Origin of the sequence: Nocardia sp. CNY236 (genome assembly GCF_000482385.1) — a bacterium.
Taxonomy (GTDB): Bacteria; Actinomycetota; Actinomycetes; order Mycobacteriales; family Mycobacteriaceae; genus Nocardia.
On sequence record NZ_AXVD01000010.1, the window covers coordinates 105,974 to 128,490 of the forward strand.

17 protein-coding genes are annotated in these 22,517 nt (G+C 63.3%); all 17 read right to left on the minus strand.

What is annotated here, in order from left to right; genetic code table 11:
• Positions 1 to 10: 10 nt before the first annotated feature.
• Positions 11 to 3,964: a DNA-directed RNA polymerase subunit beta' gene (locus K940_RS0107795; protein WP_028477065.1), complete on the minus strand. Its 3,954-nt coding sequence runs from the start codon at positions 3,962 to 3,964 to the stop codon at positions 11 to 13.
• A gap of 137 nt (positions 3,965 to 4,101) precedes the next feature.
• Complete coding sequence (locus tag K940_RS0107800) at positions 4,102 to 7,605, minus strand: DNA-directed RNA polymerase subunit beta (protein ID WP_028477066.1); 3,504 nt, start codon at positions 7,603 to 7,605, stop codon at positions 4,102 to 4,104.
• Positions 7,606 to 8,009: 404 nt separating this feature from the next.
• The gene (locus K940_RS0107805) at positions 8,010 to 8,627 is read right to left on the minus strand and encodes a hypothetical protein (RefSeq protein ID WP_231390287.1); all 618 of its coding nucleotides are present in this window, start codon (positions 8,625 to 8,627) and stop codon (positions 8,010 to 8,012) included.
• A 138-nt stretch (positions 8,628 to 8,765) separates the two neighbouring features.
• Complete coding sequence (locus K940_RS0107810) at positions 8,766 to 9,419, minus strand: hypothetical protein (protein ID WP_155980784.1); 654 nt, start codon at positions 9,417 to 9,419, stop codon at positions 8,766 to 8,768.
• A 106-nt stretch (positions 9,420 to 9,525) separates the two neighbouring features.
• Positions 9,526 to 10,767 carry an MCE family protein gene (locus tag K940_RS0107815; RefSeq protein WP_028477069.1) on the minus strand — a complete coding sequence of 414 codons (1,242 nt, stop codon included), beginning with the start codon at positions 10,765 to 10,767 and terminating at the stop codon, positions 9,526 to 9,528.
• Positions 10,764 to 12,041 carry an MCE family protein gene (locus K940_RS0107820; protein ID WP_028477070.1) on the minus strand — a complete coding sequence of 426 codons (1,278 nt, stop codon included), beginning with the start codon at positions 12,039 to 12,041 and terminating at the stop codon, positions 10,764 to 10,766. The genes K940_RS0107815 and K940_RS0107820 overlap by 4 nt, the downstream gene beginning before the upstream one ends.
• Complete coding sequence (locus K940_RS0107825; RefSeq protein WP_051406990.1) at positions 12,038 to 13,237, minus strand: MCE family protein; 1,200 nt, start codon at positions 13,235 to 13,237, stop codon at positions 12,038 to 12,040. Before K940_RS0107825 ends, K940_RS0107820 begins: the two co-directional genes overlap by 4 nt.
• Positions 13,238 to 13,307: 70 nt before the next feature.
• On the minus strand, positions 13,308 to 14,318 hold the full coding sequence (locus K940_RS0107830) for an MCE family protein (protein ID WP_028477072.1): 1,011 nt from the start codon (positions 14,316 to 14,318) through the stop codon (positions 13,308 to 13,310).
• Positions 14,318 to 15,394, minus strand: a complete 1,077-nt coding sequence (locus K940_RS0107835; protein WP_196812138.1) for an MCE family protein — start codon at positions 15,392 to 15,394, stop codon at positions 14,318 to 14,320. Before K940_RS0107835 ends, K940_RS0107830 begins: the two co-directional genes overlap by 1 nt.
• Before the next feature lie 5 nt (positions 15,395 to 15,399).
• Positions 15,400 to 16,752 carry an MCE family protein gene (locus tag K940_RS0107840; protein WP_051406978.1) on the minus strand — a complete coding sequence of 451 codons (1,353 nt, stop codon included), beginning with the start codon at positions 16,750 to 16,752 and terminating at the stop codon, positions 15,400 to 15,402.
• Positions 16,749 to 17,612, minus strand: a complete 864-nt coding sequence (locus tag K940_RS0107845; protein ID WP_051406979.1) for an ABC transporter permease — start codon at positions 17,610 to 17,612, stop codon at positions 16,749 to 16,751. Before K940_RS0107845 ends, K940_RS0107840 begins: the two co-directional genes overlap by 4 nt.
• Before the next feature lie 3 nt (positions 17,613 to 17,615).
• A complete protein-coding gene (locus tag K940_RS0107850) occupies positions 17,616 to 18,410 on the minus strand; it encodes an ABC transporter permease (protein WP_051406980.1) in 795 nt (264 codons plus the stop codon).
• Positions 18,411 to 18,421: 11 nt separating this feature from the next.
• Complete coding sequence (locus tag K940_RS0107855) at positions 18,422 to 19,498, minus strand: ABC transporter ATP-binding protein (RefSeq protein WP_028477077.1); 1,077 nt, start codon at positions 19,496 to 19,498, stop codon at positions 18,422 to 18,424.
• Positions 19,499 to 19,742: 244 nt separating this feature from the next.
• Positions 19,743 to 20,123 carry a 50S ribosomal protein L7/L12 gene (gene rplL / locus K940_RS0107860; RefSeq protein ID WP_028477078.1) on the minus strand — a complete coding sequence of 127 codons (381 nt, stop codon included), beginning with the start codon at positions 20,121 to 20,123 and terminating at the stop codon, positions 19,743 to 19,745.
• Positions 20,124 to 20,200: 77 nt separating this feature from the next.
• A complete protein-coding gene (gene rplJ, locus K940_RS0107865) occupies positions 20,201 to 20,740 on the minus strand; it encodes a 50S ribosomal protein L10 (protein ID WP_028477079.1) in 540 nt (179 codons plus the stop codon).
• Between the two features lie 392 nt (positions 20,741 to 21,132).
• Entirely contained in the window at positions 21,133 to 21,846 is a 714-nt protein-coding gene (gene rplA, locus K940_RS0107870; RefSeq protein WP_028477080.1) for a 50S ribosomal protein L1, read from the minus strand.
• A 213-nt stretch (positions 21,847 to 22,059) separates the two neighbouring features.
• A complete protein-coding gene (gene rplK / locus K940_RS0107875; protein WP_028477081.1) occupies positions 22,060 to 22,494 on the minus strand; it encodes a 50S ribosomal protein L11 in 435 nt (144 codons plus the stop codon).
• Positions 22,495 to 22,517: the final 23 nt, after the last annotated feature.

The window sequence follows — 22,517 nt, forward strand, 5'->3', positions numbered from 1 at the left end:
CGAGCAGCGACTAGCGGTAGTCGCTGAAGCCGTAATCGTCCAGCGGGACCGCGGCACCGGTGGGCTGACCGAAGCTGTCCGGGCTGTAGTAGGTGTCGTCGTACGACGGCACCGCGTACGCAGCGGCGCGAGCCTCTTCGGTGGGCTGAACCTGGATATTGCGGTAACGGTTGATACCGGTACCGGCCGGGATCAACTTGCCGATGATCACGTTCTCCTTGAGGCCGATGAGCTTGTCGGAGCGGCTGTTGATCGCCGCATCCGTCAGAACTCGTGTGGTCTCCATGAACGATGCCGCCGACAACCACGAATCAGTGGCCAGCGACGCCTTGGTGATACCCATCAGCACCGGGCGACCCGACGCAGGCTCCCCGCCCTCGGCGACCACTCGACGATTGGCGGCCTCGAACTCGGCGCGCTCGGTGAGCGAGCCGGGCAGGAACTCCGTCGAACCCGAGTCGATGATCGTCACGCGGCGCAGCATCTGGCGCACGATGACCTCGATGTGCTTGTCGTGGATCGACACACCCTGCGAGCGGTAGACCTCCTGGACCTCGTGGACCAGGTGGACCTGAACCTGCCGGGGGCCCATCACGCGCAGCACCTCGTGCGGGTCCGCCGCGCCTTCCAACAACTGCTGGCCGACCTCGACGTGATCGCCATCCGAGAGCAAACGTTCGGTGCCGTCATCGTGCTTGAACACCCGCAACCGCTGCCGCTTGGACAGCTTGTCGTAGACCACGTCTTCGCCACCGTCATCCGGGATGATGGTGATCTTGTAGAAGCGGTCGTCGTCTTCCAGCCGCACGCGACCGGATACCTCGGCAATGGGCGCCTTCCCCTTCGGTACCCGAGCCTCGAACAGCTCCTGGACTCGCGGCAGACCGCCGGTGATGTCGTCGCCGGCGACACCGCCTTGGTGGAAGGTGCGCATCGTCAGCTGGGTACCCGGCTCACCGATGGACTGAGCGGCGACGATACCAACGGCCTCACCGATATCGACCAGCTTGCCGGTCGCCATGGAACGGCCGTAACAGGTGGCGCAGACGCCGGTGCCGGTGGTGCAGGTCAACACCGACCGGACCTTCACTGCGGAAATCCCGGCCTCGAGCAACGCCTCGAGCGCAGGGTCACCGAGATCGGCGCCTTTCGCCACGATCACTGCGCCCTGCTCGTCGACCGCGTCGGCGGCGAGCGTGCGCGCATAGGTCGAGGTCTCCACATGCGCGTCGCGAATGAGCGAGCCATCGAGCTGCTTCTCCGCGATCGGCACCACGATGCCGCGCTCGGTGGCACAGTCGTGCTCACGCACGATGACGTCCTGCGAGACATCGACCAGACGTCGGGTCAGATAGCCCGAGTCGGCGGTGCGCAGCGCGGTGTCGGCCAGACCCTTCCGGGCACCGTGAGTATTGATGAAGTACTCCAGAACCGTGAGGCCCTCACGGAACGACGACTTGATCGGCCGTGGGATGAACTCACCCTTGGGGCTGGTCACCAGGCCCTTCATCCCGGCGAGCGTCCGAGTCTGGGTGAAGTTGCCCGTCGCGCCGGAGTCGACGATCGTAATGATCGGGTTGTCGGCCGGGTAATGCGAGCGCAGCGCCTTGCCGACCTCCTCGGTCGCCTCCTGCCAGATCTTGACCAGGGCGTTGTTCCGTTCCTGGTGATCGAGCGCACCGCGCTGGTACTTCTTCTCGATCTGATCCGACTGCGCCTCGTAGCGCTCCATGATCTCGGCCTTCTCCGGCGGCACGAGCACGTCGGACATCGAGACCGTCACGCCCGAGCGGGTGGCCCAGTAGAAGCCAGCGTCCTTGAGCTTGTCGACGGTCTGTGCGACCACGATCATCGGGTAGCGTTCGGCGAGATCGTTGATGATCGTCGCTTGACGCTTCTTCGGCATCTGCTCGTTGATGAACGCATAGTCCACCGGCAGCAGATCGTTGAACAACACCCGGCCCAAGGTGGTCTCGATGGTCCAGGCGTCGCCTCGGCGCCATCCCTCGGGGAATACCTCGTCCTCGATGTGCTTGGGCGGACGCTGATCGGACAAACGGACCTTGATCAGCGAACGCACCGTGAGCTCGCCGCGATCCACGGCCATCTGCGCCTCGGCTGGTGAGGAGTACACACCCTGCTCCGGAGCGTCCTTGGCAGCCGGCCGATACGAGCCCCGCGCACCCTCTTCATGGCGGGTCAAGTAGTACAAGCCGGTCACCATGTCCAGGCGTGGCATGGCCAACGGTCGACCCGATGCCGGCGACAGGATGTTGTTGGACGACAGCATCAGAATGCGCGCTTCGGCCTGCGCTTCGGCCGACAACGGCAGGTGCACGGCCATCTGGTCGCCGTCGAAGTCGGCATTGAACGCTTCACAGACCAGCGGGTGCAGCTGGATGGCCTTGCCTTCCACCAGCTGCGGCTCGAAGGCCTGGATGCCGAGACGGTGCAGGGTAGGTGCCCGGTTGAGCAATACCGGGTGTTCGGCGATGACCTCTTCGAGGACATCCCACACCTGCGGCCGCTGCCGCTCGACCATCCGCTTGGCCGACTTGATGTTCTGCGCATGGTTCAGGTCGACCAGGCGCTTCATCACGAACGGCTTGAACAGCTCCAAGGCCATGAGTTTGGGCAGACCGCACTGGTGCAATTTCAGCTGCGGACCCACGACGATGACCGATCGACCGGAGTAGTCCACGCGCTTACCGAGCAGATTCTGCCGGAACCGGCCCTGCTTGCCTTTGAGCAGATCCGACAGCGACTTCAACGGACGGTTGCCCGGCCCGGTGACCGGACGACCGCGGCGCCCGTTGTCGAACAATGCGTCGACGGACTCCTGCAGCATCCGCTTCTCGTTGTTGACGATGATCTCGGGTGCGCCGAGGTCGATCAGTCGCTTGAGGCGGTTGTTGCGGTTGATCACGCGACGGTACAGGTCGTTCAAATCGGACGTGGCGAAACGACCGCCGTCGAGCTGCACCATCGGGCGCAGCTCCGGCGGGATCACCGGAACCGCGTCGAGCACCATGCCCATCGGCGAGTTGCCATTGGCCTGGAAGGCTGCGACGACCTTGAGCCGCTTGAGCGCCCGCAACTTCTTCTGGCCCTTACCGCTGCGGATGGTCTCCCGCAGCAGGTCGGCTTCGGCCTCGATATCGAAGTTCTCCATCAGCTTCTGGATGGATTCCGCGCCCATCGCACCGGTGAAGTACTCGCCATACCGATCGACCAACTCGCGGTAGAGCACCTCGTCGACGATCAACTGTTTGGTCGCCAACTTGGTGAAGGTGTTCCAGATCTCCTCGAGCCGGTCCAGCTCCCGCTGGGCGCGGTCGCGCAGCTGGCGCATCTCGCGCTCGCCGCCGTCTTTGACCTTGCGGCGCACGTCGGACTTCGCGCCTTCGGCCTCCAGCTCGGCGAGATCGGCCTCCAGTTTCTGCGCGCGAGCCTCGAGATCGGCGTCGCGCTGATCGGCGACAGCCTTCTTCTCGACGTCCATTTCGGCCTCGAGAGTGGACAGCTCGTTGTGTCGCAGATCTTCGTCGACGGCCACGATGACGTACGCGGCGAAATAGATGATCTTCTCGAGATCCTTCGGCGCCAGGTCCAGCAAGTACCCCAACCGAGACGGCACGCCCTTGAAGTACCAGATGTGCGTGACCGGAGCGGCGAGTTCGATGTGGCCCATCCGCTCACGACGCACCTTGGCGCGAGTCACTTCGACGCCGCAGCGCTCACAGATGATGCCCTTGAAACGAACGCGCTTGTATTTGCCGCAGTAGCATTCCCAGTCGCGAGTGGGGCCGAAGATCTTCTCGCAGAACAGGCCGTCCTTCTCCGGCTTGAGCGTGCGGTAGTTGATGGTCTCCGGCTTCTTCACCTCGCCATATGACCACTGGCGAATATCTTCGGCGGTGGCCAGGCCGATCCGAAGTTCATCGAAGAAGTTGACGTCTAGCACGTAACTTCCTTTCCCCTGTGCGGGTCGAATTCGAGCAAAAGTTCATTAGTGAGTGCCTGCCGAGAGTGCATTCGACCGACGCTCCGGTAATGCGCCTGCGACCGGATGCCGTGTTGTGGCGACATCCGGTCGATCAGCTAGTTCGCCAGATCGTCCACGGTGGCTGCTTCGTTCCTCGACAAGTTGATGCCCAGGTTCGCCGCCGCACGCTCCAGGTCCTCGTCGTCACCATCACGCATCTCGATCGCGGCGCCGTCGGAGGACAGCACCTCGACATTGAGGCACAGCGACTGGAGTTCCTTGAGCAAGACCTTGAACGACTCCGGAATACCCGGCTCCGGAATGTTCTCGCCCTTGACGATCGCCTCATAGACCTTCACGCGACCGACCACATCGTCGGACTTGATGGTCAGCAGCTCCTGCAGCGTGTACGCCGCACCGTAGGCCTGCATGGCCCAGCATTCCATTTCCCCGAAGCGCTGACCGCCGAATTGCGCCTTACCGCCGAGCGGCTGCTGGGTGATCATCGAGTACGGGCCGGTCGAACGCGCGTGGATCTTGTCGTCGACCAAGTGGTGCAGCTTCAGGATGTACATGTAGCCGACCGCGACCGGGTACGGGAAGGGCTCACCCGAGCGGCCGTCGAACAGCGTGGCCTTGCCGTCGTCGTCGACCATGCGCTCGCCGTCCCGATTGGGCAGTGTGGAGCCCAACAGTCCGGTCAACTCCTCCTCGCGCGCACCGTCGAACACCGGCGTCGCGATGTTCGATTCCGCCGGAGCGCCCAGCATGTGCTCCGGCAGCGCCCGCGCCCAGTCCGGGCGGGCGCCGTCGACGAGGTCGACATTCCATCCGGCCCGACCGATCCAGCCCAGGTGGGTCTCGAGGATCTGTCCGATATTCATTCGCCGCGGCACGCCATGCGTGTTCAAGATGATGTCGACCGGAGTGCCGTCCGGGAGGAACGGCATGTCCTCGGTGGGCAGGATCTTTCCGATCACGCCCTTGTTGCCGTGCCGTCCGGCCAGCTTGTCGCCGTCCTGGATTTTGCGCTTCTGCGCAACGTACACCCGGACCAACTCGTTGACGCCGGGCGGCAGATCGTCGTCGTCGTCGCGAGAGAACACGCGAATGCCGATGACCTTGCCGGACTCGCCGTGTGGCACCTTCAGCGAAGTATCGCGGACCTCTCGGGCCTTCTCCCCGAAAATCGCGCGCAGCAGCCGCTCCTCGGGAGTCAGCTCGGTCTCGCCCTTCGGGGTGACCTTGCCAACCAGGATGTCGCCGTCGCGCACCTCGGCGCCGATGCGCACGATGCCCCGCTCGTCCAGGTCCGCGAGGACCTCGTCGGAGACGTTCGGGATGTCTCGAGTGATCTCCTCGGCGCCCAGCTTGGTGTCGCGCGCATCGATCTCGTGCTCCTCGATGTGAATCGAGGTGAGCACGTCCTCCTCCACGAGGCGCTGCGACAGAATGATCGCGTCCTCGTAGTTGTGACCCTCCCAGGGCATGATCGCGACGAGCAGGTTCTTGCCGAGCGCCATCTCACCGTTCTGGGTGCAGGGTCCGTCGGCCAGAACCTGGCCCTGTTCCACCCGCTGTCCCTCGTCGACGATGGGGCGCTGGTTCGAGCAGGTGCCCTGGTTCGATCGGTTGAACTTGCGCATCCGGTAGCTCTTGCGCGACCCGTCGTCGGCCATGACGGTCACGTAGTCCGCCGAGACCTCCTCGACCACGCCGGCATTGTCGTTCACCACGACGTCACCCGCATCGACCGCCGCGCGCAGTTCCATGCCGGTACCGACGATCGGCGCCTCCGAGCGGATCAGGGGAACCGCCTGACGCTGCATGTTCGCACCCATCAGGGCACGGTTGGCATCGTCGTGTTCGAGGAACGGGATCATGGCGGTGGCAACCGACACCATCTGCCGCGGCGAGACGTCCATGTAGTCGACGTCGGTCGCTGCGACGAGTTCGTTCTCCTCGGTACCGCGGCGGCACAGCACCCGGTCTTCGAGGAAACGTCCGTCGGCATCTACCGGCGAGTTGGCCTGGGCACGCACATGGCGGTCTTCCTCGTCCGCGGTGAGGTAGACGACATCGTCGGTGACCCGGCCGTCGACCACCTTGCGGTAGGGCGTCTCGATGAATCCGAACGGATTCACCCTCGCATAGACCGACAACGAGCCGATCAAGCCGATGTTCGGCCCCTCCGGCGTCTCGATCGGACACATGCGGCCGTAGTGCGACGGGTGAACGTCACGAACCTCCAGTCCCGCGCGCTCTCGGGACAGGCCGCCCGGGCCCAGTGCCGAAAGCCGACGCTTGTGGGTCAGACCCGACAGCGGGTTGTTCTGGTCCATGAACTGCGACAGCTGGGAGGTTCCGAAGAACTCCTTGATCGCAGCCACAACGGGACGAATGTTGATCAGGGTCTGCGGTGTGATCGCCTCGACGTCCTGGGTGGTCATCCGCTCGCGAACCACCCGCTCCATCCGGGACAGGCCGACCCGGATCTGGTTCTGGATCAGTTCGCCGACCGTGCGTAGGCGACGATTGCCGAAGTGGTCGATGTCATCGACTTCCACCGGGACTTCCGACCCTCCGGGGGCGGTCATGCTCTTGTCGCCCGCGTGCAGGCGAACGAGATATTCGATGGTGTTGACGATGTCTTCCCTGGTCAACACCGAGCCGGCTATCTGCTCGCCGAGGTGGATGCCCAGCTTCTTGTTGATCTTGTAGCGACCCACGCGCGCCAGGTCGTAGCGCTTCTCCTTGAAGAAGAGGTTCTCCAGCAGGGTCTGTGCCGACTCTTTGGTCGGCGGTTCGCCCGGGCGCAGCTTGCGGTAGATGTCCAGCAGCGCCTCGTCCTGACCCGTGGTGTTGTCCTTCTCCAGGGTCGACATCATGATCTCGGAGAAGCCGAAGCGTTCGACGATCTCCTCGGTGGTCCACCCCAGCGCCTTCAACAACACGGTGACCGGCTGGCGACGTTTGCGGTCGATGCGCACACCCACGGTGTCGCGCTTGTCCACGTCGAATTCCAGCCATGCCCCACGGCTCGGAATGACGCGCACGCTGTGCAGATCTTTCTCGGTGCTCTTGTCGACCGCGTGATCGAAGTAGACGCCCGGCGACCGCACCAACTGCGAGACGACGACTCGCTCGGTGCCGTTGATGATGAATGTGCCCTTGTCGGTCATCATCGGGAAGTCGCCCATGAAGACCGTCTGGCTCTTGATCTCACCGGTGTTGTTGTTGATGAACTCCGCAGTCACGAACAGCGGAGCCGCGTAGGTCATGTCCTTGTCTTTGCATTCATCGATCGAGGCTTTGACCTCTTCGAAGCGCGGGTCGGAGAAGGACAGAGACATGGAGCCGGAGAAGTCCTCGATCGGGGAGAGTTCCTCGAGCACCTCCTCGAGGCCACCGACTAGGCCCACATCGCCGCGAGCGGCAGCCCGCCCGCGCCATTCCGGCGAACCGATCAACCAGGCGAACGATTCCGTTTGTAGATCGAGAAGCCCGGGCACCTCCAAGGGCTCGCGGATCTTCGCGAAAGACACCCGCAACGGGGCTCCGGGTATTCCGGCAACTGCCTTGGTCTGGGTGGAGACTGCCAAGATGCGTCCTTCCAGCACCTCACGCGCGTCGCGTGGTGGTCCGCGACCGTCGCTTGTCTGCTACGAATTCCGCTGGTCACAACCCGAACGAAACTCGAACAGGCACCATCGAAAGCAACACCGGAAGGGTGAACTTACGTGTGCAAATCGAGGAATGGACAGGAGGCAGCCAGCGCAACGTCCAAAACTACACCTCTATCGGCGGAGGTGTCAAAGTACCACCCAGGCAATGGCCTGCCCGCCTGGCGCGCCGGACCGGATTCGCTGGCTGAATCCCGTCCGCGGTGGCGCTATGGCCGCTGTGCGGCTGCCGCTACTGTGAATAGCGTGACGGGTCGGGAGAAACTCGTCAAGTGGCAGCCCTACCCGAAGCGCCGACGAGATCCCCTGGCGCGCTGCGCCTTCCCGAGGCGATGACCACGTCACGGGTCGATGATGTCGCTCACCAGCCAGCGTCCGTCCACCTTCTGCATGTGCACGACGCCGGGGTTGTAGCTACTCTGTTGCGCAACGCCGTCCTTGGTGGTACTCACGATCAGGTTCACGAGCAGTTCCGCGCGATCATCTGTGAGCAACGACACAGCAATTGGATCGGCGACGGCATCGGCACCGGCTTGGGCCCGCTCGAATTGCGCGAGTGTATAACCGGTGAATTCGTCTTGCGCCTCGAACATCTCCTCCGTCAACACCTGCTCGACATTGCCTCGGTAGGCTTCGATGTTCTCCTGATCCACGCTGTAGATGGTCCCCAGCGCATGCGCCGCAGCCGCCCGCACTTCCTGCGTGGCCGCGTCGTTCACGAACGCCTGATTCGACGGGTCGGCCGGCGAGTCGACCCCGGGCCTTTGCGCCGCGATCCATGCGAATCCTCCCAGGAGGACAGCAGCGACCAGCAATCCGGCCGTAACACCCCGACGCGGGCGACGCACGTCGGATTCCGATGAGCGATCCGGGGCTGCAGGAGCCGCGCGCCCCCGAGACGCCGGCATCGACCTGGCACGCTGCTCGGTAGCGTTCGTCGACGCTGCGGACCGGGACACCCTGCTTCCACGAGACTTGCGCGATGACGCAGAACGTTCGGTACGAACGGACCGAACACCAGTGGACGCCTCGGTGTCGGTGCGACGCTTCGCAGTGACTCGGTTGACCGGTCGGCGCGATGTCATGAGTGGCCCCTCCTACGGTCCCGGTTCCGGCACTGCCGGCGGTTCGTCCACCGCCGGAGCAGGTGGCGAGCCGGCCGAAGGACCAGCGCTCGCCGATATCGGTGTGCCCACCACAGCGATCTGCTCGGCCTTCCACACCTCGCCGTCCTTGATCACATCGACGGCCAGGGTATGGATTTGCACGATGGGCGCCTGAGCTTCGTCGCTCCCGGTCTGTTGGACGACGAGCAACGTGGACGCACTGTTTTGCTCACTGTCCAGCGAAATGAGAGCACCGCTGAGCACTTTCGAAGTCCAGTCACCTTCGCGTTGTGCCTGCTCTTCGAGCTGGTCGGCGATCTCGTTCGTATGTTCCAGCAGAGCGCCGGTCATCGAAGACCTGGCCAGTTCGAGCGAACCGGGCACGTCATCGGCATCCATAGCCATCAAGTTCAACACCGCTTGGCGCGCGCCATTCAGCGCCGCGTCTCGCGCATCGCCGCGGGAATCGGAAGTCGACGCGGAGTACCCCCACCTCGCGCCGAACGCCACCGCGGCGACCAACGCGACGAGCAGTACAGCAACCGAACCGACGAACACCACTCTGGCGAGCGTCGATGCCTTCGCCGGCTCCAACTCCTCCTGTGATAGAGCTGGATCGGATCGCTCGGATACATCGGGTGTCATCACGACGCCTCGCCGGCGCACGGCACGGGCGTACCCCACGCTGCCACGTCGCCGACTTGCGCGTTGCGGTCACTCACGCCGGACACTCCACTGTCATCACTCCTGTTCACCGCTTCGGCGTGACCCCGAGCAAGAACGCCAACTGTTGCGCGGCCGGAGTCAGGTTCAACTTCTCCGGATCGGTCTTGGGATTCGAATCCCACGGCTGGACGATGGCTGGATCAGCCAAATCGGCACGTTCGCCACCTCGCACGGCTGTCGGATTACCGAATGGAACCAGACATTTGGCGTCTTTGTTGAACGGAAAATCGTCGCGCGTGTCGTCGAAATCGGGGTTCTGCGCCTTCATCTGTTCGAGGATCCGATAGGTGCCCTCGTAGCCCACCGTACAGGCCGGCGGATTGTTGGTCTCCAGCACCAGGCCGAAATGGCTGGTCCCATCGCCCGGCGCCGTGGAAGACCCGCCGATCGACAACTGCGGAAGCATCTGCAACAACGGTCTCAGCGCGAAGAACTTCGGCGAAGCCGCCTGCAAGACCAGCCGCACGTTGGCCAGATCTTCGGTGAGCGTGCCAGCACTCTCGTCGAGCAGTGCGCCGACTTGCTCCCCCGCGTCGGTTCCAGTACCGATCAGCCTGCGAATATCCGGATCGCTGGAGCGCAATTGGGCGGTGAGCTTGTCCAGACCGTCGCCGAACTGGCGAATGGCGCTCGACTGTTCGGCCTGGGTGCCGAATGCGATTCGACCGTCCTGGATGAGCCGAACGGTTTGCGGCAGCGTCGCGTGGAGCGATTCACTGAACGTGTTGAGCGAATCGACCAGAACCTGCAGATCGTCGCCCTTGCCGTCGAAGGCTGTGCCGAGCTCACGGACGGTGGTGCCCAATGCGGTCAAGTCCACCGAGCTGGCGAACCCGTCCACGCTGGCGATCAACTCATCGACCGGCACCGGCAACGTCGCCGAGGTGATCACCGAATCGTTCCGCAGGTACGGGCCCGAGTCGGACTCGGGCTGCAGGTCGACGTACTGCTCACCGATCGCGGAGCGATTGGCCACCACCGCCTTCGTCGACGCCGGAATCTTCGGGGCGCCCGTATCGACCAGAAGGTCCATCACCACACCGTCCCCGGTGATCTCCGACTCGCCGACCCTGCCCACCGGAACGCCCCGGTAGGTTACTTCGGCACCCTTGTAGATGCCGCCCGTATGCGCAGCCCGCAACTTCACCGTGTATTCGCCGAATCCGAGCATGTGATCGAGTCGGATGTATTTAGCACCGACGAAAACGACCCCCACCACTGCGATCACCACGAAGGCGACCAACTGCCACCGGACCAGACGTGTCACTGCGGACCACTCCCTACACCGAGTTGCTCGAGGATCGTGCCCAACGGATCGGGCGCCACCGCTGGCGCGGGCGGCGCATCCGGAGCCGGCGGCGGCCCTGCGGCAGGTGGCGGTGGAATGATCGGGGGCAAGGGGAACAGCGAGACCGTCGGCCAGCCCGGCCGCGGGCCATTACCGTTGTAATAGGGGTTGGTCGGGTTCACCGGAACCTCCGGACCGACGGGCGGTATGTATACCGGGTCGGGTTTGCCCACGCCGAGATTGCCGAGGGTGACACCGATCTGCTGGTCCACCGACAGCCAGGCGTTGACCTGTCCGCCGAACGTTCCCTCCAGCGAGGAGTCCGGGAACGGATAGGTCGGGATCAGCGGAAAGGCGGTCACCAGATCCGGCGCGGCGCGACCGAGTTCTTGCAACGTGGGCCGCAGCGAGGTGAGGTCGCGAATCAGATCGTCCTTCGCGGTATTCAGGACATCGAAGCCGGCTTGGCCGAGGCGATCCAGCTGGCCGAGCAGACCGACCAGTTGCGGACGCTGCTCCTCCAGGATCGTGATGCCCTCGGGCAGTTGCTCCAGAACCTTGCCGATCTGGTCGGTCTGGCCGCTGAGCCTGCTGCTGAGCGTGTCGAGGCCGTCCAACGCCCTGGTGATGTCATCCACCTGCTGGTTCAGACCACCGATCAGCGTGTTCGCTTGCTCGATCAGGGAACGCACTCGGTCCTCGCGACCGCCGAGGGTCTTGTTCAATTCGGTGACGATCGGCTTCAACTGAGCGACGCCACCACCATTGAGCAGCAGCGAGAACGCACCGAGTACTTGCTCCACCTCGGTCGCGTGTCTGGTGCGTTCGAGCGAGATCACCGAGCCGTCACGCAGCCGCTGCGGATCCGGATCGGCCGTGGGCGGGGATAGCTCGATGAACTTCTCACCGAGCAGATTCGACTGCCTGACCTCGGCATGCGCATTGGCCGGCAACTCCACCGAGGAGTTCACCAACGTCCGTACGGTAGCGGTCCATTGGTCGGCACCGAGAGTGATCTCCTCGACCCGGCCGACCGGTACTCCTTCGAGTTTGACCGCCGACTGGGGCACCAAGTCGAGGACGTCTTCGAACTGGATATCGATGTGCATCGGGGTGGCGCCGACATCGGCGCCACCGGGCAACGGCACAGCATAGATGCCGTTGCCGCCGCATGAGGTGACCAGGACCGCGGAGACACCGAGCACCAGCGCGGCGCCGAGTCCGCGGGTGGCGGTACGGATTCGTGCGGTCATCGGTTCCCCTCCTGCGACGGCGGAAGCCGATCCGACGGTGTGCCGGGCACGGAGCCCGGCACCGGATCGCGTTGCTCGTTCTCACCGCTGAGAATGCCGAACGGCAAGATCAGTGTCGGCGTCTTCACTCCGGCGGTGATCTGGTCGGTGATCTCCTTGCAGTGATCGAGCACGGGCCGCATTTGCCGACCGAGCGCCTCGAACTGGGGATCACCGGGCCGCAATTTGGACAGATCGAGCAACTTGCACACAACCCCGAACGGGTCTTGCAACTCCGGGAAGTTCGCGCGCATATCGAGCGTGCCCGACTCGGCATTGTGGATATTGACCAGGTTGCTCAGCGCCACGGGTAACACCGGTAAGGCGGCAGCGAGCTCATCACGCTGGTCGGCCAGCGTTTTGGTGAGTGTGACCAAAGCGTCGGCATTGCTGGCAACCAGATCCCGGTTGTCGTCGATGAATCGAGCCACGTCACCGAGCGCGATCGACAGCAGATTCAATGTGGCGCCGAGATTTTCGCGCTCGCTGGCCAGAAAGGTCGATGCGTCGGCCAATTGCGTATTGAATTGCCGCACCTGCTGATCACTCTGCGCCAACATACTGACGAAAGTCTGTAGATTCTCGATGGTGTCGAAGATGTCGCCGCGTGATTCCGACAGATATCGCGCCGCGCGCGACAACTGGGTGAAACTGTTGGCCAACGCTTCGCCATTGCCCGCCAGGTTCGCAGCGCCTGTGCGCACCAACTCGTTCACTGCGCCTTCGGCATTGGCTCCGTTGGGTCCCAACGCCTCCGACAGCTCGGTGATGCTCTTGTACATCTCGTCGATCTCAACCGGGGTGACGGTGCGATCACGGGAGATCGTGGCGTTGCGAGGCATCTTGGGCCCCTCGGTGTAGACCGGTGTCAGCTGAATGTAGCGGTCCGACACCACCGAGGGAGTGATCTGCGCTGCCCGCGCATCGGCGGGCACGTCGAACCTGCGGTTCACGGACATCACGATTTCGACTTGGTCGCCTTGTGGCCGCACCGAATCCACCGAGCCGACCGGGACTCCGAGGATGCGCACATCCGAACCCTCGTAGATGCCGACCGAACGATCGAAGTACGCGGTGATCTTGGTAGTGTTCATCCGGTTGAACAACCACCAGAGCACTCCGGCCACCAGAACTGCAAGGACGACCACCAGCACCATGGTCGCCTTGGCGCCCCGGCTGGAATGTCGCACCGCCCCAAGGGGATCGCTGCGCCAGTTCTCCGCCACGTCATCTACCTCCCATGGTGCGGACCGGCGGACGATCACCGGGAATCTCGGGCAGGCCGGGCGGTGCCACGTTGACGATCACAGCGTCGAACCAGCGACCGGTGCCCAACACGTTTGCGTACAAGCCGTAGAACGGCGCCGCCAGTTCCAAGGTCTTGGAAATGTTCTGCTGGTTGGCATTGAGTAGATCGATCGCGGCACGCAGATTCGTCAGTGCCGGTCCGATCTGCTCCTCGTTGTCCTGCACCAACGCGGTCAACTCCGCAGACACCGTTTGGGCGGTGGACAACAGTTGCGCGATGGACTGCTGCCGGAAGTTCAGTTCGGCCAGTAGCTGACCACCCGAGGCGAGCAATCGCTCGAACTCGGCGCTGCGGTCGGCGAGAACCTGGGTGGTCTGCCTGGTCGCGGCAAACAGCTTCTTCAGCTCTTCGTCCCGCTTGGCCAGCGTCTCCGACAACCGGGCTACTCCGTCGATGGAGGCACGAATCTCCGGCGGCGTCGTGGCGAATGCTTCGGAGAGCACCTGCATGCTGGTGGCGAGCTGGTCGGTGTCGATCTGGTCGATATTGCGTGCTGCATCGCTGAACGCATCCACCACATCGTAGGGCGACACGGTGCGCGACAACGGAATCCGCGTTCCCGGGTCCGCAGGATCCGATCCACGAGGGTCCAATGCCAGGTACTTCTGGCCGAGCAGTGTCTTGATCTGGATGGAGGCGGTGGTTTCATTGCCGATCCAGGCGTCCCGTGTACGGAAGTCGACCACCACGCGGTCCCCGTCGAGCCGGACGTCGGATACCGCGCCCACCTTCACGCCGGCGATCCGAACCTCGTTGCCCTTTTTGAGGCCCGCGGCCTCGGAGAACTCGGCGGTGTACTTGGTACCGGCCCCCACGATGGGCAGCTGATCCAGATAGAACGCCGACACTGTCACCAACAGCACCATGGTCAGGCCCAGCACGCCCATGAACGCTGGGCTGCGCCTGCCGAGCAGGATGCGATCGTCCATCAACGAGCCTTTCCGTGGCAGCGTGGCGCCGCATTGGTGTAGAGCGGTTGGTTGATCGTCGGCATTCCCGCGGGCAGGTTGAGCGCAGGCGCGTCGGCCACTCCTGGACCGACGACGATGTCGATGCCGCACAGATAGAACTGGAACCACGAGCCATAGCTGCCCACTCGGCCGAGTTTCTCCATCTTGAGCGGCAAGTTGTACAGCGCCTCGTTCACCTCGTCCTGGCGTTCGACCAGGGTGCCGGTGAGCTCTCTGAGTCCGGCGATCGACCCCTGGAGCGTGGGACGGACCGGCACGAGCAGATCGGCGGTGGCCGAGGTCAAGTCGGCCAGCGAAGTCACCGATCGACCGATGGTGTCGCGGTCCGCGGCAAGGCCACTGATCAGGGCCTCGGTATTCACGATCATTTGATCGAACTGGTCGCCACGGTCGTTGATCGTGTCCAGAACAGCAGTCAGATTCCGGGTCAGTTCACCGATCACGGCGTCCTTGTCCGCGATCTTGTTGGTGAGATTCGCCGTGGTTGCGACCAAATCGTGAATGGTGCCCTGCTCCCCTTGGAACACCTGGATGATCTCGAAGGACAGTTTGTTCACGTCCTCCGCGGTCAACGTGCGAAACAACGGTCGGAAGCCATTGAACAGCGTGGTGAGGTCCAGGGCCGGCCGGGTCTGCTCCAAGGGAATGGTGGCGCCCGCGTTCAACTTACGACCTTGTTCTCCGACCCCTTGCTCCAGCGCGATATAGCGCTGGCCGACCAAGTTGCGGTATCGGATCATTGCGGTGGTCGAGGCGGGTAGCCAATCTCGGTCGGTGAGGTCGAACTCCACCTCCGCCAAGCGGGTATCGACGATCGAGACCTTGGTGACCTTGCCGACCCGTACACCCGCGATACGAACCTCGTCGCCGGGGTTGAGCGAGGTGACATCGGTGAACCGAGCCTTGAACCCCGAGCCGGAACCGCTGTAATTGGCGATGGACAGCGCGAGCACGACGGTCACGAACAGCGTTACCACGATGAAGACGATCAGTTTGCTCAGCGGCCCTCCCAAGCCGCGCAGCTGCTGTCGCATGGCATTCATCGCACACTCACCTCGCTTCCCCGGAACGCCGGCGCACCGACCTGGGTCACCCAACTCGGTACTTCGTCCGGCGGGACACCGTTGGCCGCGCCATAGATGGTGGCCAGCACCTGCTGCTCCATCGGCGAGCCTGCGATCGACGGTGTTGCACTCGCCGGGAACGTCCCGTACTGCGGCGGTGACAGATGGCCGATGTTCTGGTCACCGGGGTTACGGCTGGGTACCGCGTAGGAGCCGTCGTTGTTCGGCCCGCCGGTGAACTGACCGGGGTCGACGCCCAATGGCATTTCCGGGATACACCACGGTCCTCGAGTGTCCAGCCAGCGGGGTTCGTCCTGATTCGGGAGGTACCTGCCGCGAGGGTTGGTCAACTCGAGCGTCACTCGTGAGCCGGGACGGCCGGTGCCTTGTCCGAAGATTTCGTCGACGCGCGGCTTCAGCTGAGCGAAGTTCGCGAAGGTACAGACATAGTTCGGCGAGTAGTACGCCAACAATTCCAGCGCGGGCCGAGAATCCGCGGACAGGTCGATGATGTTGTCACGGTTGGCGATCAGGAATTCGGCTGTGCTCGCCGCGGTCGGCGTCGCGATGGCGAGAAGCGCGTCGATATCGGTGCGCCGCTGCACGATGGTGGCATTGGTGGTACGCAGGTTGTCCAATGCCTGAATCAACTGTGGCGCGGCGTCGGAATAGGTGGCGGCTACTTCGGCGAAGCTGCGCAGGCCGGACTGCAGGTCCGGAAGCACTCCATTGATCTCGCGGAAAGCATCGTCCAACCGGTCCACCGTCTCACCGAGCTCGGCACCGCGACCGGCCAGCGCCTGCGACAACGCACCCAATGTAGCGGCCAGATCCTGGGGTGGAATGGCGCGCAGCAACGGGAGTAGGTCGTCGAGGAGTTGGCTCACCTCGATGGCATTGCCACTGACATCCTGATACAGCGTCACACCGTCGGACAGGTGCTGCGCGCTGGGGTCGTCCGGGATCACCAAGTCCACGTAACGCTCACCGAAGACCGTCTTGGGGAGCAGCCGAGCAGTGGCGTTGACCGGGATTTGGCTGGCCCGATCCGGATCTATCGCGAGGTCCAGCGTCACTTCGCCGCTCTCGGAACGGCTGGACCGCACTTGGCCGACAGTGACCCCGCGAACCTTCACGTCCGCGTGCCGGGTCAGTGCATTACCCACGCTGTCGGTCTTCAGGTCCACGTGTACGGTCCGCACGAACTCCTTGTTGTAGATCGCGATCGTCGTCCACACGAACACCGCAACCACGACGAAGAAGGCGATGCCGAGTACCCGGATACGCAACGTCTGCAGCGAACGCGAAGGCCTGGTCCGCGGGCTCATCCGGCCACCCGCACTGTCGTCGTGGTCCCCCAGATCGCGAGACTGAGGAAGAAGTCGAGCACGTTCACCAGGACGATCGCGGCGCGGACGGCGCGCCCCACGGCGACGCCGACGCCGGCGGGTCCGCCAGTGGCATGGAAGCCGTAGTAGCAGTGCACCATGATGATCACCAGTGCGAACACCAGCACCTTGAGGAACGAATAGAGTACGTCCTCTGGCGGTAGGAACAGACTGAAGTAGTGGTCGTAGGAGCCGCTGGATTGGCCGTTGAACCAGATGCTGATCGAGCGTGATGCCACGAACGTGCCCAGCAGACCCACGATGTACAGCGGGATCACTGCGAGGAAACCGGCGATCACTCGACTGGTGACCAGGAAGGGTATGCCAGGCACGGCCATCACTTCGAGTGCGTCGATCTCTTCGGAGATCCGCATGGCACCCAACTGCGCGGTGAATCCGCAACCGACCGTGGCCGAGAGCGCGAGCGCGGCTACCAATGGCGCGATCTCTCGAGTATTCACGTAGGCGGTGAGGAAGCCGGTGAGTACCCCGCTACCGAGGGAATCGAGCGCCTTGAAGCCCTGCAGGCCGACCACGACACCGACCGAGCCGGACATGAACACGATGACCCCGATGGTGCCGCCGATCACCGCGAGCGCACCGCTGCCGAAGGTGACCTCGGCCAGCAGCCGCATGACCTCCTTGCGGTAGTGCACGATCGTGCGCGGTATCCAAGCGATGGTCCGCGAGTAGAACGACATCTGCTCGCCCGCGCGATCGATGACGTTCAACGGGCTGCGCACGACTTCACCAACCCGGTGCATGGACTTGCCGACCGGGGTTCGATACGACGTCGCCATAGGTCAGGCGCCCTTGGCCGGGACGATTTGTAGGTATACCAAGGTCAAAACGAGGTTCACGAAGAACAGCACCAGGAATGTGATCACCACGGATTGGTTCACCGCGTCACCGACTCCTTTCGGGCCTCCCTTGGGATGCAGCCCCTTGTATGCGGCGATGACGCCGGCGAGCAGACCGAACACCGCTGCCTTGATCTCACCGATCCATAGGTCGGGCAGTTGCGCAAGAGCGGAGAACGACGCCAAGTAAGCGCCCGGTGTGCCGCCCTGCAACAGCACATTGAAGAAATATCCGCCCGCGATGCCGACCACCGAAACCAGACCGTTGAGCAGGAGCGCTACCAGCATCATGCCGATCACGCGGGGAACCACCAGCTTGCGCACCGGGTCGACGCCGAGCACCTCGAGTGCGTCGATCTCTTCGCGGATGGTGCGCGAACCGAGATCTGCGGCCACAGCCGAGCCCGCGGCACCCGCAATGATCAGCGCTGTCACGACCGGTGCCGCTTGCTGAACCGTCGCCAGCACGCTGGTTGCACCAGTGAAGGCTTCGGCGCCCAACTGTTTGATCAGCGAACCGGTCTGCAATGCCACGACCGCACCGAAGGGGATCGCAACCAATGCACTGGGCAGAATCGAGACACTCGCGATGAACCACGACTGCTCGATGAACTCCCGCCATTCGAAGGGCCGGCGAAAGGTCTTGCGCGCAACGTCGATCAGCAGCGCAATGATGTTGCCGGCTTGGGCAAACCCCGACTCCAGGGGTGCTCGCAATCGCGCCAGAGTGGAATTCACGATCGCAGATGTTACCCGTTGGTCGCACTACGGCGCACGGTGGAGCCGTAGTCGGCGCCTTGATAATTCGCCAGGTCACCGTGGTTGTAGGCCATCACCTGGGTGTCGTCGTTCTCCACAAGTGACTCACGAATCGCAACCTGAGCGGCATGCGGCAGCGTATGCATGATCTCGCGAACGCGCTCTTTGCGTCGTAATACGGCCTGGCGCACCGGCGTGCCCGGGGTCGCGCGCATCTGCGGGATGATTCCCTCGACCTCCTCGGCACCGCCATGGTGATGCCCGGCGTCGACCAGTGCTTGCTCGCGCGCCATCTGCGCCTCGTCCTTCTCCTCGGACATCCCGATCGGGCCGATCATGCGACCGTTGAGGAACTGTTTGACCACCGGCTCCTCCGAGGTGAGCAAGACCTCCCGCGGACCGAACATGACCAGTTGGCGACGGAAGAGCATGCCGATGTTGTCCGGCACGGTTCGGGCCAGGTTGATGTTGTGGGTCACGATCAGAATCGTGGCGTCGATCTGCGCATTGATATCGATCAACAATTGACTCAGGTACGAAGTGCGTACCGGGTCGAGACCCGAGTCCGGCTCGTCGACGAGGATGATCTGTGGATCGAGCACCAGGGCGCGGGCCAATCCGGCTCGCTTGCGCATGCCACCGGAGATCTCGCCGGGCAACTTGGCTTCGGCCCCGAGCAGACCGGTCAGCTCCAGCTTCTCCATGACGATCTTCTTGATCTCGGATTCGCTCTTCTTGGTGTGCTCGCGCAACGGAAAGGCCACATTGTCGAACAAGTTCATCGATCCGAACAATGCGCCGTCCTGGAACAGCACACCGAACAGCTTGCGAATCTCGTACAGCTGCTTATTGGAACACGTCGTGATATCCGTGCCGTCGATATAGATCGCTCCGCGTTCGGGACGCAGCAAGCCGATCAAGGACTTCAAAAATACCGACTTACCAGTACCCGACGGACCCAGCAGCGCGCTGACCTCGCCTGACGGCAACGTCAGCGATACGTCCTGCCAGATTCGCTGCGAACCGAAGGACTTGGTTACACCTTCGGTTCTGACCTCGACGCCCACGGCTACCTCCACAATTCTCAGCGAGCCACCCACCTGACGCACCGCTCGCTCGGTGATTGCAGTGCGCTATGTAGTACTAGTGGGCTCGGTCACTGTAACCCATATGCAAGAGAGGGCACATCAGAACCTGACTGAAGAGTAACCCGACGAACTATTGTTATCCGCGACAACGTTCGGACTGTCGAATAGCACTACGGGCGAGCTCCAAAGGGAGCCCGCCCGTAGTGCTGTTCTCGATCTCGAATTACTTGACCGAAACCTTCGCGCCAGCGTCTTCCAGCTTCGCTTTGGCGGCCTCGGCAGCATCCTTGGCGACCTTTTCCAGGATCGGCTTCGGCGCACCTTCGACCAGGTCCTTGGCTTCCTTCAGACCCAAGCCGGAGACGATCTCCCGGACCACCTTGATGACCTGGATCTTCTTATCGCCGGCGCCTTCGAGAACGACGTCGAACTCGTCCTGCTCCTCGACCGCCTCGGCCGGTGCGGCAGCGCCACCGACAGCGGCGACTGCGACGGGCGCAGCGGCGGTCACCTCGAACTTCTCCTCGAACTTCTTCACGAAGTCCGACAGCTCGAGCAGGGTCATGTTGCCGAAGGTCTCGAGCAGTTCGTCGACGTTGGCCATTGTTGTCTTCCTTTCGATAGGTGATGTCTCGGGGGGCGAGCTTTGAGGAGCGAGCTACAGCCCAGTCACCCCGCGAGTTACTCGGCGGCAGCTCCGCCGGCTTCGGCCTGCTTCTTCTCCTGCAGCGCGGCGGCCAGCCGGGCCACTTGCGACGCGGGAGCATTGAACAGACCAGCGGCCTTCGTGAGGTTGCCTTTCAGTGCACCGGCAAGCTTGGCCAGCAAGACCTCACGGGTCTCCAGATCAGCGATCCGCTCGACCTCGGACACGGACAGCGGAGCGCCGTCCATGTAGCCGCCCTTGATGATGAGCGCCTTGTTCTCCTTGGCGAAGGTCTTCAGAGCCTTGGCAGCATCGACCGGCTCGCCCGAGATGAAGGTGATTGCGGTCGGTCCGACGAACAGATCGTCGAGACCTTCCACTCCGGCTTCGGCAGCCGCTCGCTTGACCAGCGTGTTCTTGGCGACGGAGTAGGTGGCGTCGGTGCCGAGAGCGCGCCGCAGCTCGGTCAGCTTGCCCACCGACAAGCCACGGTATTCCGTGACCACGGTGGCCGTCGAGTTCCTGAACTGCTCTGCGATCTCCGCAACCGCGGTGACCTTTTCGGGCTTTGCCATACTTCGCCTCCTCTCTGAGGGTCGGTTCGTGGATACGAACTACCGATCAGGGGTCGACGACACGACGAACGCCCCGAACGCAGAGCGTTCCGGGGCGGAAGGTAGACAATTCCGGGTACTACCCGGATCGATTTCCAGCCTCGGTCTCCCTGCGCGGGCCGCCGGCAATGGTGCCGAACCTTCGACCGAACCCAGGCGGGAACGGCGACCAACGGTCTTCGGTAGAACGAATTGAGGTAGTGATCGAACTCGGTCGAAAACTTGCTCAACTGTACCTGGGTACAGGGTCATTCGCCAAAACGGTGGCGAACGTCGGACAGTGGGACGCTGCTGTTGGCAGGTCCGGTGGGAAGCGCGAGGTCTTCCCACCGTCGAGATCGGCCGTCCTGCCGCTAGGCGTCCTCGTCCAAGAGGTTGCGGGTGCGGTTCGGGTCCACCGGGATGCCCGGTCCGGTGTTCGTCGAAACCGTCACCTTCTTGACGTAGCGCCCCTTGGCGGTCGACGGCTTGGCGCGCAGGATCTCGTCCAACGCGGCGCCGTAGTTCTCCACCAGCTTGCTGTCGTCGAAGGACGCCTTGCCGATGACGAAATGCAGGTTGGCCTGCTTGTCGACCCGGAAGTTGATCTTTCCGCCCTTGATGTCGTTGACAGCTTTGGTCACATCGGTGGTAACCGTGCCGGTCTTCGGGTTCGGCATCAAACCACGGGGACCGAGAATGCGTGCGATGCGACCGACCTTGGCCATTTGATCCGGGGTGGCAATCGCGGCGTCGAAGTCCAACCAGCCGCCTTGAATCCGCTCGATCAGATCCTCGGCGCCGACTGCATCGGCGCCGGCATTCTCGGCCTCGGCTGCCTTCTCGCCCGCGGCGAACACGATCACCCGAGCTGTTCTACCGGTACCGTGCGGCAAATTGACAGTGCCACGGACCATCTGATCGGCCTTGCGCGGATCGACACCGAGACGCACCGCGACCTCGACGGTCGCATCGGTCTTGGTGGTAGCGGTCTCCTTGGCCAACCGCGCGGCGGCCAACGGCGAGTAGAGCTTGCTCCGATCGACCTTTTCGGCCGCGGCGAGGTATGCCTTGCTTCGTTTTGCCATCTTCCTCTGTCCTTGTTCGATCGGCGGCGATCACCCGACTGTGCTTCGGACCTCTGTATGATCTCGGTCTCGAGCGCTCGCGCGCTGGTCGGCCGACGCCGGCGTATTCATGGTTCAGGCGTGGTCAGCGGGTCTGGCCGACCCTCCCACCTGGTTCGCGGTCTGTCCACCGATGGACCGCAGGAGCACTCCACGGATGGACCGCAGGAGCACTCAGCCCTCGACGGTGATGCCCATCGAACGCGCGGTGCCCGCAATGATCTTGGCCGCCTGCTCGATATCGTTGGCGTTCAGATCTTCCTGCTTGGTCTTGGCGATCTCGCGCACTTGCTCGAGGGTTACCTTGGCGACCTTGTTGCGGTGCGGCTCAGCCGAACCCTTCTGCACCCCCGCAGCCTTGAGCAACAACTTGGCGGCGGGTGGCGTCTTCAGCTTGAAGTCGAATGACCGGTCCTCGTACACCGAGATTTCGACCGGGACGACGTTGCCGCGCTGCGACTCGGTCGCAGCGTTGTACGCCTTGCAGAACTCCATGATGTTGACGCCGTGCTGACCCAGCGCGGGACCGACCGGAGGGGCCGGATTCGCCTGGCCGGCCTGGATCTGAAGCTTGATGATCCCGGCGAGCTTCTTCTTCTTGGGGGGCATCTGTACTTTCCTCGGTGATTGTT

Bases quoted from the DNA above. Each gene is read 5' to 3' on its own strand.
- K940_RS0107810 (WP_155980784.1), bottom strand. From the start codon at position 9,419: ATGACACCCGATGTATCCGAGCGATCCGATCCAGCTCTATCACAGGAG.
- K940_RS0107820 (WP_028477070.1), bottom strand. From the start codon at position 12,041: ATGACCGCACGAATCCGTACCGCCACCCGCGGACTCGGCGCCGCGCTG.
- K940_RS0107825 (WP_051406990.1), bottom strand. From the start codon at position 13,237: ATGGTGCTGGTGGTCGTCCTTGCAGTTCTGGTGGCCGGAGTGCTCTGG.
- K940_RS0107830 (WP_028477072.1), bottom strand. From the start codon at position 14,318: ATGGACGATCGCATCCTGCTCGGCAGGCGCAGCCCAGCGTTCATGGGC.
- K940_RS0107835 (WP_196812138.1), bottom strand. From the start codon at position 15,394: ATGCGACAGCAGCTGCGCGGCTTGGGAGGGCCGCTGAGCAAACTGATC.
- K940_RS0107840 (WP_051406978.1), bottom strand. From the start codon at position 16,752: ATGAGCCCGCGGACCAGGCCTTCGCGTTCGCTGCAGACGTTGCGTATC.
- K940_RS0107845 (WP_051406979.1), bottom strand. From the start codon at position 17,612: ATGGCGACGTCGTATCGAACCCCGGTCGGCAAGTCCATGCACCGGGTT.
- rplL (WP_028477078.1), bottom strand. From the start codon at position 20,123: ATGGCCAACGTCGACGAACTGCTCGAGACCTTCGGCAACATGACCCTG.
- rplJ (WP_028477079.1), bottom strand. From the start codon at position 20,740: ATGGCAAAGCCCGAAAAGGTCACCGCGGTTGCGGAGATCGCAGAGCAG.
- rplA (WP_028477080.1), bottom strand. From the start codon at position 21,846: ATGGCAAAACGAAGCAAGGCATACCTCGCCGCGGCCGAAAAGGTCGAT.
- rplK (WP_028477081.1), bottom strand. From the start codon at position 22,494: ATGCCCCCCAAGAAGAAGAAGCTCGCCGGGATCATCAAGCTTCAGATC.